The 14183-nt window shown below is 42.8% G+C and carries 17 protein-coding genes; 6 read left to right on the top strand and 11 right to left on the bottom strand.

Annotated features, from left to right (window positions below; genetic code table 11):
* Nucleotide 1: 1 nt before the first annotated feature.
* The 3 genes from AC5ZC7_RS09740 to AC5ZC7_RS09750 form a co-directional block, all read right to left on the bottom strand.
* Nucleotides 2–1180, bottom strand: a complete 1179-nt coding sequence (locus AC5ZC7_RS09740; RefSeq protein ID WP_496159502.1) for a chromate efflux transporter — start codon at nt 1178–1180, stop codon at nt 2–4.
* Nucleotides 1170–1637: a chromate resistance protein ChrB domain-containing protein gene (locus AC5ZC7_RS09745; protein WP_496159501.1), complete on the bottom strand. Its 468-nt coding sequence runs from the start codon at nt 1635–1637 to the stop codon at nt 1170–1172. Before AC5ZC7_RS09745 ends, AC5ZC7_RS09740 begins: the two co-directional genes overlap by 11 nt.
* 77 nt (nt 1638–1714) lie before the next feature.
* Complete coding sequence (locus AC5ZC7_RS09750; protein WP_496159500.1) at nt 1715–2557, bottom strand: chromate resistance protein ChrB domain-containing protein; 843 nt, start codon at nt 2555–2557, stop codon at nt 1715–1717.
* A 248-nt stretch (nt 2558–2805) separates the two neighbouring features.
* Between AC5ZC7_RS09750 and AC5ZC7_RS09755 the strand changes: the two genes are divergently transcribed.
* The gene (locus AC5ZC7_RS09755; RefSeq protein WP_496159499.1) at nt 2806–3204 is read left to right on the top strand and encodes a hypothetical protein; all 399 of its coding nucleotides are present in this window, start codon (nt 2806–2808) and stop codon (nt 3202–3204) included.
* A 341-nt stretch (nt 3205–3545) separates the two neighbouring features.
* On the opposite strand, the gene AC5ZC7_RS09760 is transcribed toward AC5ZC7_RS09755, so the two are convergent.
* Nucleotides 3546–4025 (bottom strand): hypothetical protein, encoded by a 480-nt coding sequence (locus AC5ZC7_RS09760; RefSeq protein ID WP_496159498.1) that lies wholly within the window; start codon nt 4023–4025, stop codon nt 3546–3548.
* Nucleotides 4026–4235: 210 nt separating this feature from the next.
* Between AC5ZC7_RS09760 and AC5ZC7_RS09765 the strand changes: the two genes are divergently transcribed.
* On the top strand, nt 4236–5084 hold the full coding sequence (locus AC5ZC7_RS09765) for a universal stress protein (protein WP_496159497.1): 849 nt from the start codon (nt 4236–4238) through the stop codon (nt 5082–5084).
* A gap of 85 nt (nt 5085–5169) precedes the next feature.
* Entirely contained in the window at nt 5170–5550 is a 381-nt protein-coding gene (locus tag AC5ZC7_RS09770) for a hypothetical protein (RefSeq protein ID WP_496159496.1), read from the top strand.
* Nucleotides 5551–5807: 257 nt separating this feature from the next.
* Here AC5ZC7_RS09770 and AC5ZC7_RS09775 read toward each other — a convergent pair whose 3' ends face one another.
* The 4 genes from AC5ZC7_RS09775 to AC5ZC7_RS09790 are packed head-to-tail and all read right to left on the bottom strand — an operon-like array spanning nt 5808 to nt 7488.
* Complete coding sequence (locus AC5ZC7_RS09775; RefSeq protein ID WP_496159495.1) at nt 5808–6266, bottom strand: pyridoxamine 5'-phosphate oxidase family protein; 459 nt, start codon at nt 6264–6266, stop codon at nt 5808–5810.
* A 32-nt stretch (nt 6267–6298) separates the two neighbouring features.
* The gene (locus tag AC5ZC7_RS09780; RefSeq protein WP_496159494.1) at nt 6299–6475 is read right to left on the bottom strand and encodes a hypothetical protein; all 177 of its coding nucleotides are present in this window, start codon (nt 6473–6475) and stop codon (nt 6299–6301) included.
* A gap of 21 nt (nt 6476–6496) precedes the next feature.
* Complete coding sequence (locus tag AC5ZC7_RS09785; protein ID WP_496159493.1) at nt 6497–7333, bottom strand: hypothetical protein; 837 nt, start codon at nt 7331–7333, stop codon at nt 6497–6499.
* Between the two features lie 11 nt (nt 7334–7344).
* Nucleotides 7345–7488, bottom strand: a complete 144-nt coding sequence (locus AC5ZC7_RS09790; RefSeq protein WP_496159492.1) for a hypothetical protein — start codon at nt 7486–7488, stop codon at nt 7345–7347.
* 80 nt (nt 7489–7568) lie between these two features.
* Between AC5ZC7_RS09790 and AC5ZC7_RS09795 the strand changes: the two genes are divergently transcribed.
* Nucleotides 7569–8651 (top strand): hypothetical protein, encoded by a 1083-nt coding sequence (locus tag AC5ZC7_RS09795; RefSeq protein WP_496159491.1) that lies wholly within the window; start codon nt 7569–7571, stop codon nt 8649–8651.
* A gap of 27 nt (nt 8652–8678) precedes the next feature.
* Nucleotides 8679–9779, top strand: a complete 1101-nt coding sequence (locus tag AC5ZC7_RS09800; protein WP_496159490.1) for a trypsin-like peptidase domain-containing protein — start codon at nt 8679–8681, stop codon at nt 9777–9779.
* A 248-nt stretch (nt 9780–10027) separates the two neighbouring features.
* Here AC5ZC7_RS09800 and AC5ZC7_RS09805 read toward each other — a convergent pair whose 3' ends face one another.
* From AC5ZC7_RS09805 to AC5ZC7_RS09815, 3 genes are read right to left on the bottom strand one after another with little or no spacing between them, the layout of a single operon-like run.
* On the bottom strand, nt 10028–11086 hold the full coding sequence (locus AC5ZC7_RS09805; protein ID WP_496159489.1) for a response regulator: 1059 nt from the start codon (nt 11084–11086) through the stop codon (nt 10028–10030).
* 1 nt (nt 11087) lies between these two features.
* Nucleotides 11088–12677 carry an ATP-binding protein gene (locus AC5ZC7_RS09810; RefSeq protein ID WP_496159488.1) on the bottom strand — a complete coding sequence of 530 codons (1590 nt, stop codon included), beginning with the start codon at nt 12675–12677 and terminating at the stop codon, nt 11088–11090.
* A gap of 34 nt (nt 12678–12711) precedes the next feature.
* On the bottom strand, nt 12712–13476 hold the full coding sequence (locus tag AC5ZC7_RS09815; protein ID WP_496159487.1) for a TIGR00730 family Rossman fold protein: 765 nt from the start codon (nt 13474–13476) through the stop codon (nt 12712–12714).
* Between the two features lie 135 nt (nt 13477–13611).
* Here AC5ZC7_RS09815 and AC5ZC7_RS09820 point away from each other — a divergent pair, with 135 nt between their 5' ends.
* Nucleotides 13612–13986: a hypothetical protein gene (locus tag AC5ZC7_RS09820; RefSeq protein ID WP_496159486.1), complete on the top strand. Its 375-nt coding sequence runs from the start codon at nt 13612–13614 to the stop codon at nt 13984–13986.
* The last annotated feature ends 197 nt before the right edge of the window (nt 13987–14183 follow it).

Below are 14183 nucleotides of genomic sequence, written 5' to 3' on the forward strand. Positions count from 1 at the left end.
TTCATGTTTTTAAGAAGGTTTTCAATAGCAGCCCTGCACAAGCCCCCGCTAAAATAATAACTGGCTCTGGTATTTTTTTGAATCGCCGGAGAAGGATGATGGCAACAAACGCAATGCTCACAGTGTATACATCAATGAGTGATCGTTTCGCCAACACGATTACGGCGCCGGTGATAGCGCCAATTGCAGCGGCGGTAACTCCATCTACAAAGGCTTTAATACCGGGGTGTTTACCATATTTTCTGAAATAAGGTGCGGGGAGTACTGTGAAAAGGTAACAAGGGAAAAAAGTACCAAATGCGGCAGCACAGGCACCGGAAAAACCGGCGGTAAGATATCCTATAAATCCTACCGTAATGACTACCGGACCGGGGGTGATCATTGCCACTGCTACGGCATCAAGGAACTGTTGTTCATTCAGCCAGCCATATTCTTTTACTACGCCTCCATAGAGGAAGGGTACAATAGCCAGGCCGCTACCAAACACGAACGCTCCTGCTTTGGTAAAATAGAGGAGTATTTGCCAGATGGTTTTCCCGGATGTAGCCTGGGGGACGTTCAGTAATATCGGATGAATGAATAATTTTGGTATGGCAGCTGCTTTGCGAAGAAACGATAATTTGGTAGGTGGCGCTTTTATGAGCCAATAGATAATTCCTGCGCCAAGGAACAACCAGATATTTTCGTTTTCCTTCCATACAGTGTAGGCTGCGGCAACTATATAAATTGTGATCAGCATTTTGCTATTGCCTACGGATTTACGGGTCAATTTCCATGCGCTGGTACTAATAATGCCGATGACGGCAGCACCAACCCCGTAGAAAACGGCCTGCATCCACGGAATGCCCTGCCAACGGACATAGATAAATCCAAGCGCCAGTACCATCAGAAAAGAAGGGAGGACAAACGCCAACCCGGCCAGTGTTGCTCCCAGCAGGCGATAATGAACATACCCCATATATATCCCAAGTTGCGCAGCCAACGGTCCGGGGGCCAATTGTGCCAGGGCCAGCCCCTCTTTGTAGTCTTCTTCGCTAATCCACTGTTTCTTTTCAACAAGATCGCGCTGCATGTACCCTGCGAGGGCAACGGGGCCACCGAACCCCCAGGTACCCAGTTTTACAAAATAGATGATCAGGTCACGGAGGCTGTACGGTACTGTTGTGCTACTACTGTCCATTTTGAGGGGGTGTTTGTGTCCATTTGTGTTTTTCAGTTTGGCGGTATTTTGCCCAGCTATATAGCGCGTCGTACATCTTCTTTCCTACTTCCAGCATTTGGTAGTCGTCCTGGTGGTTGTAGGACAAGCCTGCTGAAATAGCCCATAACCCTGCTGCCTGTGGTGCAAGGTCGAACCGGTTGGTATCAGCGGCGCGAACGATGATGGCTAATTGCAGCAGGGCCGGATCGTCCAGCTTATATTTTTTCAGGAAGTAATCGAACGAGCAATATTCTCCTTCATGGGAATGTTCAACTCCGGGGATATCGAAAGCAATGGCGTTATATTCCTTTGCTTTTTCCAATACCTGACCGGTTGGTACGTAGATGATTTCTGCTTCCTGGTCAATAAAGCGGGATATTAACCAGGGGCAGGCAATACGGTCTATTTTAGGACGCTCACGGGTAATCCATTTCATGATGTTGGATTTATATCTGCAAGTTCCGATTGCTACTATCTAAAAAATAGAATGAATAGTAAGGTTTGGTCTGTTTTTTACTTTTTAGCCAGCCCTTTTTTGTAGGCAGACGGACTTCTACCTGTAAACTTCTTAAATATACGGGTAAAATGGCTTTGATCTGAAAAGCCGGTGAGGTAAGCAATTTCAGTGAGGGAGTGTTCTGTTGTGCTTAGTAGCTGGACTGCTTTGTCTATCCGGAGTTTGCGGATATAATCGCCAAAAGACAGGTCATCGAAGTACTTTGAAAATTCCCGTGAAAGATAGGCCGGGTGGACTTGCAATGTTTCTGACAAGCCTTTCAGACTCAGATTGAGGTTGGTATCTATCTGGTCCTGGATGATCTCTTTCAGTTCTTTGGCCCAGCCGGGTATTTTTCGGCTGTCTTTTTCCTGCTGAATGAATTGCTTAAAAATGTCGATGAGCTGGTTTTCAAATGGCTGCTGGGTGTGCTTTACGTGTTGCAGGTATTTAGCCCAACTGTACAGGGCATCGTACAATAACATACCTTTTTCGAGTAGCACCAGGTCGTCGGATTCATTGTAAGCCAACCCGGCAGAGATAGCCCATAACCCGGATGCCTGTGTGGCGAGATTGTGGCGGTCTGTATCCGCACCGCGTACAATGGGGGCCATTATATGTACGGCGGCATCTTCGATGCCATGTTTTTTGATAATGTAGTCGAAGGTACACTGATCTTCGTAGTGTGTGTATTCAACCCCAGCGATGTCGAAAGGAATGGCACCTTCGGTTTCCGCCCGGGCCAGTACCTGGTCAAATGGAACGTAAATAAACACGGCTGCGGTATCTACAAAACGCTTTATCAGCCAGGGGCAGGCCAGCCGGTCAATCTTAGGACGTTCGCGGGTAATCCATTTCATGCCTGCAATATAGAAATGATTTTTAGCAATCTATAATGATGATAATCCAATTGACTACTGATTGTAATCAGTATTTGGAGCAGCGGCTGATTTTACGCGGCAACCAGCCATGCATTGTCCGATTCCCTTAATGCCGTTGACATGAGCATACTTCAGCGCATATGACCGTTGTCATACAGATGGTTGACCGATCTCATTTCACATGAAGCAGTGAGGAGGTAATATTGTATTAATATAATTTTAAGATCATGAACATCTATATTAGTGAAGAAGCCATGGTAGGGGATATACAAGACCGGTTCCGGGAGTGTTATCCTCATCTGAAACTGGTGTTTTATCGCAATCCATATGTAAAGGGAGAGTGCTCACCAGAGAAGGAAATAGTATCCCCCGACACACCTATCGATAAGATCAGAATGATACACAGTTTTGGTTGGCTCGACATTAGTTATTGCCGTATAGCGGCAGCTGTTGAACACGATTTCAGTGATCAATATGGTTTAAATGTACAGATTCAGCATCGTTCAGGCGACTTATGGCTGGAAACCACCACTACAGATAACTGGACACTGGAAGAATTAAATATTGCCGGACAGCCTGTAAAACCCCAGCGATTCCGGTTGCCGGATGACATTGAAGAACAGTAGCCGAACTCAATATGACTTGCCCGGTTCCTGCCCTGTGGTGCTTGTCAGGCACATCATCAAAACTTTCAAATGATCTGTTGTAAGTCTGGAGAATAGGGTATCCTATGCCTGGTTCTGCAGAAAAACGGCTGCAGGAATTTCCTGCAGCCATTAAGCCCCGTGCATGCCATCCGTCTTTATTGCCTGCAATTATGTAACAGGCTCCGAAATCATAAAAGTGCTGTTTTATATTAGTGAGTTTCTTTTCTTACGATCAAAAAAAATGGATTGGAAGCAACAATTATTCTGACTGCTGGTAGCCTATCTTTTCAGTGAGGAGGATCCCGCCACGTGGAGGATGATCAGTAGGAAAGAAAGCGTAGTGGGTGTGCGGAAAGATACCGTTCTTTAAAGAGCAATATAATGGCTGCAATCGTCAGCAAGATAGTAGCAGGAAAGGCCGAACCCGCCCCAAGTGGGGTTATTGCTATCAGGAAAATAATGGCTCCTGTTAAACCCAGCTTCAGGAAAACATCCCTGCTGGCGATGAATATTCCCACGATCAGTTGACCTAAGGAAATTCCCATCACAATGGCGGTTGTATTATCACGGAATGCGCCATAGATAAATTGTTCGTAAGCGGCTGAAACAGTCATTGCGCCATAATCCATGAAAAGCTCCGGTGAGCGGATGGCCATGATGCCATTGAAGATACCAGCGCCAATAAAGAGCAACGCTAATAGTAACCGGGCAATAACAGGCCGGAAGATGGCTGCTATCAATATAACCAGGCTAACCGTATTGGCTATCAGGTAGGTGAGAGAGAAAATATTAGCGTGCATGACATTAGTTTTGAAAGGTGAGGTACGAAAATGAATATGTTTATCTGTTAATAAAATTAAAGGAGTCATCGCAGCAGATAAATGATACCCGTCATATCTGCACTTGATTCCCATCATTATTCCGGCGATGACGATAATCATGGTTTCGCCTAATGGGGATCATGTTTCTTACTTCTTTCCCAAAGTAGATTTGAATAAAATGATATTACTATGCAAAAGATTGCTGCCATATTTGATGGCCTAAAATTTTCAGAAAGCACACTTCATTACTCCATATTGATAGCGAAGCAGCAAGGGGCACACCTGACAGGGGTGTTTCCACATGATTTTACTTACAATAGTTTCAGTTTGTATCAACTGTTAAAAGCAGGAACGGACCAGGCCACCATCGGGCAACTGGAAGTCGCGGACAACGGGAAACGGGAAACCGCCGCAGGTATATTTGAGGCTGCCTGCCAGAAAGAGGGAATCGCTTACAGTGTTCACCGCAACAAAAATATTTCGCTCCTGGCAGCTCTGGAGGAAAGCATTTATGCTGATTTATTAATAGTGGATGCCCGCGAAACATTTGTACATGAAGATATGAAACCTCCTACCCGTTTTATCAGGGATCTCCTGACGGATGTACAATGCCCTGTACTGATTGTACCTACCCAGTTTATGGTGCCACCGGTTTTCAGTGATATCAATAATGTTGTATTGTTGTATGACGGAGAACCTTCTTCTGTATACGCAATAAAAATGTATAGCTACGTGCTGTCTTCTCTGCAAACATTGCCCACCACAGTAGTTTCTGTTAATCCCGAAGGGAATCACCTGGAGAATAAGCACCTTATAAAAGAGTTTATTAAGCGACATTTCCCGGATGCAGGATATAGCGTGATGGAAGGGGGGCCGGAAGAGGAAATCGTGAACTACATGCTGGAGCAAACCGAAGGAACCATTGGAGTACTGGGGGCTTACAGAAGGAGTACCGTTTCCCGGTGGTTCAGGGAAAGTATGGCTGATGTGCTGATGCAGACGTTGCCATTCCCGCTCTTTATAGCACATAATAAATGATTATAAACAGGAGAAATACTGATAATGGTCATATGTTAGATAAAGAGGGAATAATAATTTAGTTTTCATATTAAAGAATAGAACAATGTTGGACGATTTCGAAAGGCATATATCATCGCATGAATCCTGGAAGTATACATTAAGAGTAATGGAGGATGAGACCATTATTTTTAAAACGCAATTGGCCGATATTCTGTCGAACGATTTTGAAAGAAGACATTTAGAATACCTGGAAGTTTTTCAGCACAGATTTCTGAAGATGGATGAACAGATAGGGTTGCTGAGGCATGAATTAAGGGAGTGGAAGGAAGAAATGCAACATCATAACGCAGCGGCAGATTATCCGCCAAGTGTAAACACGCTGCAGGAAGTATTGGCAGCAAAGATGGAAATAATACAAGATAATTTTGACGCGCTGGCGTCAGACTTTAAAATCTATCTGCATAAATATTTTCCGGGCGTTTGATATATCATATTTGTCAGTTTTTCATCCGGAATATTGACATATTATGGATCAATTTCCACAATCCTATCCACCTGTCATATGATCGCAATCATATGACAGGTGGATAATTGCAAAGCAGGGACCTTATGGCTGGAGACATGGAGTACCGATAACCGGACATTGGAGAAACTGAATAATGTAGGAAAACCTGAAAGGCATCCTATCATGCAATTTCAGGAAAAACGAGATCATCACTAAAATAGTTACCGGCAGGCTGATTATCCCTTTTCAAATTTGCCGGTTTTTTCATTGATACGAATTCTGTAAAGTACTGGCCTGATAATATTTTCCGTGGTATGTTCCTTTCTTATTTCCTCCTGCATTTGTGCAACGCCGGCTGTTTCACTTACCTGCTGCTGTGATAAATGGCTTACCAGGAACTTCATTGCATAGTATTTTTCTTTCGGATCTACTATTTCTTCATAATCTCCCCAAAGGATAACACTGCGCCAGTTGGTAAGACTGATCATTTCATCTACCTGAAAACAGATGTGTGGATAATTTCTCATTATTTCTATTTTCATACCCTCCTGTGAATGTGCGATGATATAAGTATCATTGAAGGCATAATTAATAGGCACAATGTATACTTTCTTACCGTCGGTACATCCAATACGTCCTGTAATGTTGTTGGCCAGCACCTGGTTAATTTCATCGTAATTAAGTTCGCCTAACATAAGTGTTTTTTAAAAATTAAAAATATAGATAGCTAGTACCGGTACTGAATAAATACTTCATACAGTAACAGGAGCAATTGTTTAATAAGTTGTGTTGACAGGGGAAATCCAATCAAGAGCAGTGCTATCCCGACTCCCCAGGAAATGAAGGTGGTACCATATTCCCTGATAGTATCCCTTGCCTGTGCAGGATATAATGCGTGTGTCATGGCAGTAAGTTTTGATGATAGTTAATAATGGGTGATAAAAAGTGGATACGGCAGTGTTTTTATCAACAAGTCAGCATAACTATGACGGAATATCCGGGATACTATATTTCTACCATATGCGCCCATTACCACCAGTGCATGTTGTTTTTTAAGAAGATAATCAAATAACATTTTTTCTGTGTTACCATGCAGTGTAACAAAATCAGAACTTTCAAAGTGCCTGCGCATCCAGGTAGTAATATATTTTCTTTCTCCGGCCGGTAGTTCTTGGTCACTGATCTGGATAACGGTTGCTCTCGATTCTCCCAGCTCTGGCAAAAGATAAGTCAGCTGCTTCATTGCAAAAATAGAGGAGGGGCTGCCATCATAACAAAAAACTACTTCATTAATCGGTGTAAAGGCAGATGGGGCAACGATTACCGGGCACTGTGCGGCAGCGAGTAATTGCTGTAAGAGCGGCGAAGGTATTTCCTGTATTTTTGAAGTAGCAGAGATGGTGGCATCTGCGATGATCAGGTCTGCAAATCTACTTTCAGCGACGAGGTTTTCAATGATATTATCCTCCACGTATCTTATGGCAGCCTGTACTCCTTTGTTTTCGCATATGCTCTCAAATATCCGCATATGGTCTTCTATTCTTTCTGCTTTCTGATAATGTTCCGGCTGGCAGCCAGTAGTACTACTTTCTACGTAAGGCTGTTCGTATAGCTCTTTTGGCGCTGTTGTAGGAGCATAGTACTCTTTTTCAAAGAAGAAACCTGTCAATTTTGATCGGGTTATATCGGCCAGGTAACAGGCAAAATTCACGGCATTTTTGGTCGGCGCCGCGCCACACATGGCCAGTAGTATCTTTTCCATATTTTTTTAAGTTAAAGATAGTCCTGCCGAATTGGCTTAAATATGATGATAGTCATATCAGCGTATGATTTTGAATACAATGGCCGGGCAGTAATGAATTCGCGGAGATGTTGTAATGGATTACCGTATCCCTGACCATAATCAATTACTGTCATGAGCAGTATCATTTTTTACCAAAGCAGGTGGGGATAGTTTTGCTACCGGGTTCGGCTCAATATTATTTGAAATCTTCAACATGAAAACAGTATTGAAACTGGCAAATGTAATACTTGGTGCAGCCTTTTTTTTATGGGCAGGGGCTTTGGTGTTATATGTTTTTACAACTGTAGATGTGTTATCCTTCCAGCAATGGGAAGACAGAAAGCTGGTAGGATCTTCACATAAGACAGCGATATTGCCTGCCGGAATTGAGATTCGTGCAGAACAAACTACAGACGACCCTATAGATACGGCCCGCTTTAATGAAATTCAGCTTCACCTGGTACACAAGAAGCCAACGGCCAACTGGCCTGTAAAAGCTGGTTTTCCATTGCCCGGGGCGTTATTGCCGTATCATCGGATTGTTGCCTTTTATGGTAACCTGTATTCCTCCCGGATGGGTATATTGGGAGCACTACCTGGTGATGAAATGATGGTGCAGCTGGCAGCAGAAGTAAATAAATGGAAGCAGGCTGATACCTGTATGCCGGTCGTTCCTGCATTACATTATATTGCTGTAACAGCTCAAAAAAGCGCGGGGAAAGATAAAAAGTACAGACTCCGTATGCCGGACACTGAAATTAATAAAGTATTCAGCATCGCGAAAAAAAGCCACGCGATTGTTTTCCTGGATATTCAACCGGGATGGAGTTCCTTGCAGGAGGAACTGCCATTATTAGAAAAATACCTGTTAAGGCCGGATGTACACCTGGGCATTGATCCGGAATATTCCATGAAAAGCAGACAGGTACCCTGTACCGCTATAGGCACTTTGGACGCGGAAGATATTAATGATGTCATTGACTGGTTGGCGGGGTTGGTGAAGCAACATCATCTGCCACCTAAAATATTGATTGTGCATCGCTTTACAGCAGGAATGGTTACCAACTATAAGAAAATACGTCTGCGGCCGGAAGTACAACTGGTAATGAATATGGATGGCTTTGGCGGTATCGCTAAAAAGACGGATAGTTATAAATGCTGGATAGCAGGAGAACCAGTACAATTTACAGGATTTAAATTATTCTATAAAAATGATATTACAGCAGGTGGACATTTGATGGATCCTGCAGAAGTACTGATGTTGTATCCTCAACCCGTATATATTCAATACCAATAATTTTTTTCTCACTATCATATTTGCCGTATGAGGTACTTTATTATGTTTATTGCGATGGCCTTTGCTGCCGGGAATTGCCTGGCACAAGAAAATCGCATGACTATCATCTCCCCGGGGATGTCATCTGTTTCGCTCGAGGAAAGACAACAGCTTGCGAAAGAATCCGAAGAACGTAATTTACCCCAGCCAACGGGTACAGCTAACAGTTTGCGCTATGCTGCTGCTAAAGCGTTACCGGGAGTGGTACATATTGTGGCTACTTATCAACCAGATTTTAAAGGGGTAGAAGATATTAGTTTTCGTCAGTCGAATACATCCTATCTTCATCCAACAGTTATTACGGGCAGTGCTTCCGGCGTGATTATTACACCCGATGGCTATATAGTAACTAACTGTCATGTTGTACAAAAAGCAGATAAACTTGAAGTAGTGCTGCCAAATCAATACTCTTTCAAAGCAAGGATAATAGGAATGGACTCGCTCACGGATATCGCGTTGTTGAAGATTAGTGGTCAGCAATTGCCTTTCGTTCGTTTTGGGAGTACGGATTCGGTGGCAGTAGGAGATTGGGCTTTGGCGATAGGCTGCCCGTTGGGTATGAATTCTACTGTTACAGCAGGAATCATAAGTGCGAAATCCCGGATTTTTACGGATCAGGAAGAGCAGGGAACCCTTTCCTCTTTTATACAAACAGATGCAGTGATGAATGGAGGCAATAGCGGAGGCGCATTGGTAGATATTAATGGCAGGCTGATAGGTGTAAGTAATGCCATACTTACACCAACCGGGAATTTTGCGGGTTATTCTTTTGCGATACCGGTAGAAGTAGTGAAAAAAGTATGCAATGACCTGTTGCGTGACGGGCGGGCCACTCGTGCTTCCCTGGGGGTATACATCTCCAATACGCCCGAAATGCCGGGTGTGTATGTATATAAATTACTGGAGGGTAGCTCCGCTGTAAAGGCCGGTATCCAGGTTATGGATATTATAAAGGAAATTGATAGCAAGGAAGTAAGAAGTGTGGGGGATATCCAGCAAGTAATGGTTTTGCATCATCCCGGGGACAAGATATTATTGAAAATAATCCGACAAGGCAAAATGATTACCTGTGACGTTGTATTGAAATGATGGATTATCGCTGGCAACTGCCGGGAGTATCTTCCCATACCTGTTTTTGATTGAGGTTATTCCTGCTTGCTCTGGCAGGAGGTTAGTGCGTTGCTGAATTTCCGGCAAAAAAATAGTTGGGTAACCATCCGTCCGGACAGGATTACCCAACTACATAAATATTGGAAGTGAAGATGAATAGAATGAATGAGCGCTTTGATCTCTTCTTTTTCAGATTTCGTATACATTTACGCAGGCTCCCGTAGTGATTAGTATAGCATATTAGCGAGCTTCTTTTCATCAAGAATTGCCACAACGCCATCTTTTATATCTATCAGTTTTTCGTCACGGAAGTCGCTTAACGTTCGAATGAGTGATTCCGTGGCGGTACCTGCAATATTGGCCAGGTTTTCCCGGCTGATCTTTACAATAAGAGGAGGCTCGTGCTGAGGATTATACTTTTTAAGCAGATTGAGCAACGCCTCTGCTACTTTTTTCCGGAGAGAATTATAGGCCAGTCCCAGCAACTGCTGTTCCCTGAAAGACACATTTTTAGCCAGCATCCGGATAAACTGTAAGGCTACTTCATAGTTGTTATGGAGCAGCTCTTCAAAGTCTTCTAATGGAATAACGGCAATTTCAGTTTCCTCCATTGCCACCGCAGTATCTTTATAGACAGATCCTTCCAACAGCGCCGTATAACCCAGAAAGTCGCCGTCAGTATATAGTTCTGTTACTAATTCTTTGCCTAAATCATTGGTTTTGGAGGTTTTTACTTTTCCTTTTAATACAAAAAATAATCTGGATGGGTGATTTCCTTCCGCGTAAATAGTTTGTTTTTTCTTGTATTTGTCAATGTTCCGCCCTTCTGCCAGTGCTTTAAGAGATTCCTTTCCGGTTGCTTCGTACATGAGTTTATTAAGCCCTTGTAAGTTGGGAGAGAAGTTTTGCTTTTTGATAGCCGCTTTTTTTAGCCTGCTGGATATGGCATCCCATAGCTCTGTTCCGGTGAAAGGTTTGGTAATATAATCATCGGCGCCCATCCCCATTCCTTTTCTAAAATCTGCTCTTTCTGTTTTTGCTGTGAGAAAGATAAATGGCGTGTCTTTCACTTCTTCATGTTGTTGCATAAGATGTAAAACGCCGAAGCCATCCAATACGGGCATCATAATGTCGCAAATTACAAGGTCAGGATGATGTTGGAGGATCATTTCCATTCCCGTTTTTCCGTTGTTGGCCGTCAGTACGCTGTAGCCGGCAATGGTTATAATATCTACTGTGTTTTCCCGTAGCTCTTCATTATCTTCAATCAATAGTATTTTTTTCATGTTACAAGGGGATGTTTTCATTATCAATAGGGAAAATAATAGTAAAAGTTGTGCCTTTATTCAATTCACTGGTACATGAAATAGTGCCATTCAGCATCTCACTATATTTATGGACGATATGCAGTCCTAAGCCAGTTCCCTGGATATTAGTGACATTGCTTCCACGATAGAAGCGTTCAAACAGATGTAGCTGGTCTTCCGCTGATATGCCAATCCCATTGTCTTTTACGAGGAGGGTAAATTTATTGTTGGCATTTATGGTTGCAATGGTTATAAGGCTGCTGGGTTTTGAAAATTTAATAGCATTCCCTAACAGGTTCATAACGATGTGCTTTATCAGGGAGGGGTCAAGCACCAAATTTTTCCCGCCGGTATGCTTGTATTCTATAACCTGGTTATCTTTGACGATGCCTTGCATTTCCTGTATAACAGTATTAAAATGCTCTTCAATATCAAATTCGGCACTTCGCACCTGTACTTTACCTTCTTCAATTTTACCTACGGAAAGAAAATCATTCAAGGTATCCGTTAATAAGCTGACATTATTGACGATTCGTTGGATGTGTTTATTACGGATAGGCTGATCCTGGTCTGTGTCATAATGTTTCACCAGGAATGCAGAGGAAAGAATTGTGCTGAGTGGGGTGCGGAATTCATGGGAAGCCATCGAAACGAAACGGGATTTGAGGTCACCCAGTTCTTTTTCTTTGCCTAATGCAATAGTAAGTTCTTCCTTAGATGCCTCCAGGGCTTCGAGTGCCTGGCGAAGCTTTGTGGTACGGTCTTCTACCATATCTTCCAGTTCAGCATACAATTTTTCTACCCGTTCTTCTGCTTTTTTCCGTTCGGTAATATTGCTGATGTAGGCAATGACGAAATTGCCTTCTTCATTGGAGTAATGACTAAGACTTATTTCCACGGGGAATTCCGATCCATCACTGCGAACTGCGTATAGGTCAAGTCCAATACCCATTGGCCTGCTCTGAGGATCCGCAGTATATCTTTCCCTATGGATCACATGACGCTGGTGAACACGTTCAGGGATTAAAATTTCGATTTTTTTGCCTATTAGTCCTTCCCGTACGTAGCCAAATTGTTGCAGCGCGAAGTTATTAATAAGTACAATTTCTCCTTCTTTATTGGCTACCAGTATTCCAATACTGGCGTAGTCAAACAAAGCCCCAAAACGCTCTAATTCCTTATTGAGTTGCTGTTTATAACGTCTGTCCGTTAAAATGTCGGTAATCCTGAAAAAGCAATAATCTTTATGATCATGTTTGAGGAAAATTTCTTCGTATACGCCTGTGAAAGTTTCGCCTTTTATATTCTTAAACTCGCGTTCTTCCACAACCAGGTTCCCTTTTACGGTATTTGCTAATCCTCCTACAGATCCTATTTTATTTTGTTCCATGATTAATTCAAGGGAAGCATAATCATCGGAGCCCAGCATTTTAATGCCTGTTTCGTTGATATATATCAACTTTCCGTTTTTGAGGTCCCTTATAGCAACAAGTCCTGGAACACGTTGCATGATGGCCGCGAAGATGCTTAGCTGAAAATCCGTATCTAAATCACTGATAGATAAACTCATTGTGTCATTTACTGGTATAAGACGATAATCCGGTCTATTCTCCTAAAAGTATTAACCGGTGAAACTCTTCCTTTCGCTTGGTGTGGTATTTCTCAACAGCATACTTTTGGAAATGAGCCATTGCTTCATCAATGGAATCTGTTAAAAGTATATACTGTAGGTCATTTGGAGCTATCATGTAATTTTCAAGCATTTTATGAAACAGTGGCATCAATGGCTCCCAATAGCCGCGATTCATCAGCACCAGCGGAAAGTTAAGAATTTTATGTGTTTGTATCAAAGTAAGTGCTTCAGAAAATTCATCCAGCGTACCGATTCCGCCTGGTAATATCATGAATCCATATGAATATTTAAACATGAGTACTTTACGTATAAAGAAATATTTGCAGTTGAATTGCAGGTCGAGGTATTTATTGGCAGCTTGTTCCCTGGGCAAACTGATATTACAGCCTACTGATTTACCTCCCGCTTCTTTTGCGCCGCGGTTAGCTGCTTCCATAATGCCGGGTCCACCACCCGTCATAACCGTAAAGCCGAGTTTGGCAATGCCGGCTCCTGATTTCCGTCCTAATTCATAATAGTCGGACCCCGGATTTACTCTCGCTGACCCAAATACAGCGATACAGGGGCCGGCAAAATGCAATACCCTGAACCCACGAATAAATTCAAATAATACTTTCAGCGAAAAGAAGAATTCCTTTGTCCTGGACCTGGGGCCTTCCAGAAAGTACTTTTCTTCATGTCCGGGTAATTCCTGTGTAATAGCCGACGTTTGACGACCCGTATTATTGGCATGCATAAGTTGAATATTAGGAAATCAATTTCCTATTATATTCTTTGCAGGATTATGACCGCTGTCATATAACAGTTTGATTGATCTCATTTTTTCCGCGCGTAAGGGAGGCTAAATTGTATTGGAGTAAAACAGTTTTTTATGCAGATATATATTAGTGAAGAAGCCGTGATAGGGGATATCCAGGACAAGTTCCAGACCATGTATCCCTACCTGAAACTGGCATTTTTCAGGAAACCGCCAATTATAGGAGAACATGCTCCTGCCAAGGATAGTATTTCAGCAGATATACCCGTTGAAAAAATCAGAATGCGAAATGGTTTTGGATGGCTGGATATCAGCTACTACCGGACGGCAGCAGCAGTAGAGCATGATTTTGGTCACATCTTAGGATTACATGTACAGGTACTTCCCAAAAAAGGCAGCCTGTGGTTGGAAAGGGGAGGTACGGATGACTGGACATTGGAGGCATTAAATAATGCCTGCAGACCGGCAAAACTCCCTCGGGGAAGATGATAGGTATATCATAACGATGGATTGTTCCCCCTTACCACCAGTGCCTTTTTTTTGAGCAGGTAGTCAAATAATACCTGTTCCGTTTCTTACTGCCCACATTACCAGTAGTATCTTTTCTTTTTTATTTAATGATGGCCTTACGGGAATAACTGAGGATGATTTCAATCAGTGAACAGGATGAGGGGCATCATTTTTTT

Source organism: Chitinophaga sp. 9-1-y (assembly GCF_059511905.2).

Coding starts and splice junctions, on each gene's coding strand:
- AC5ZC7_RS09745 (WP_496159501.1), bottom strand. CDS start 1,637: ATGAAATGGATTACCCGTGAGCGTCCTAAAATAGACCGTATTGCCTGC.
- AC5ZC7_RS09740 (WP_496159502.1), bottom strand. CDS start 1,180: ATGGACAGTAGTAGCACAACAGTACCGTACAGCCTCCGTGACCTGATC.
- AC5ZC7_RS09780 (WP_496159494.1), bottom strand. CDS start 6,475: ATGACACACGCATTATATCCTGCACAGGCAAGGGATACTATCAGGGAA.
- AC5ZC7_RS09805 (WP_496159489.1), bottom strand. CDS start 11,086: ATGAAAAAAATACTATTGATTGAAGATAATGAAGAGCTACGGGAAAAC.
- AC5ZC7_RS09775 (WP_496159495.1), bottom strand. CDS start 6,266: ATGTTAGGCGAACTTAATTACGATGAAATTAACCAGGTGCTGGCCAAC.
- AC5ZC7_RS09765 (WP_496159497.1), top strand. CDS start 4,236: ATGCAAAAGATTGCTGCCATATTTGATGGCCTAAAATTTTCAGAAAGC.
- AC5ZC7_RS09770 (WP_496159496.1), top strand. CDS start 5,170: ATGTTGGACGATTTCGAAAGGCATATATCATCGCATGAATCCTGGAAG.
- AC5ZC7_RS09800 (WP_496159490.1), top strand. CDS start 8,679: ATGAGGTACTTTATTATGTTTATTGCGATGGCCTTTGCTGCCGGGAAT.
- AC5ZC7_RS09785 (WP_496159493.1), bottom strand. CDS start 7,333: ATGGAAAAGATACTACTGGCCATGTGTGGCGCGGCGCCGACCAAAAAT.
- AC5ZC7_RS09795 (WP_496159491.1), top strand. CDS start 7,569: ATGAAAACAGTATTGAAACTGGCAAATGTAATACTTGGTGCAGCCTTT.
- AC5ZC7_RS09760 (WP_496159498.1), bottom strand. CDS start 4,025: ATGCACGCTAATATTTTCTCTCTCACCTACCTGATAGCCAATACGGTT.
- AC5ZC7_RS09820 (WP_496159486.1), top strand. CDS start 13,612: ATGCAGATATATATTAGTGAAGAAGCCGTGATAGGGGATATCCAGGAC.
- AC5ZC7_RS09790 (WP_496159492.1), bottom strand. CDS start 7,488: ATGACAGTAATTGATTATGGTCAGGGATACGGTAATCCATTACAACAT.
- AC5ZC7_RS09750 (WP_496159500.1), bottom strand. CDS start 2,557: ATGAAATGGATTACCCGCGAACGTCCTAAGATTGACCGGCTGGCCTGC.
- AC5ZC7_RS09815 (WP_496159487.1), bottom strand. CDS start 13,476: ATGCATGCCAATAATACGGGTCGTCAAACGTCGGCTATTACACAGGAA.
- AC5ZC7_RS09755 (WP_496159499.1), top strand. CDS start 2,806: ATGAACATCTATATTAGTGAAGAAGCCATGGTAGGGGATATACAAGAC.
- AC5ZC7_RS09810 (WP_496159488.1), bottom strand. CDS start 12,677: ATGAGTTTATCTATCAGTGATTTAGATACGGATTTTCAGCTAAGCATC.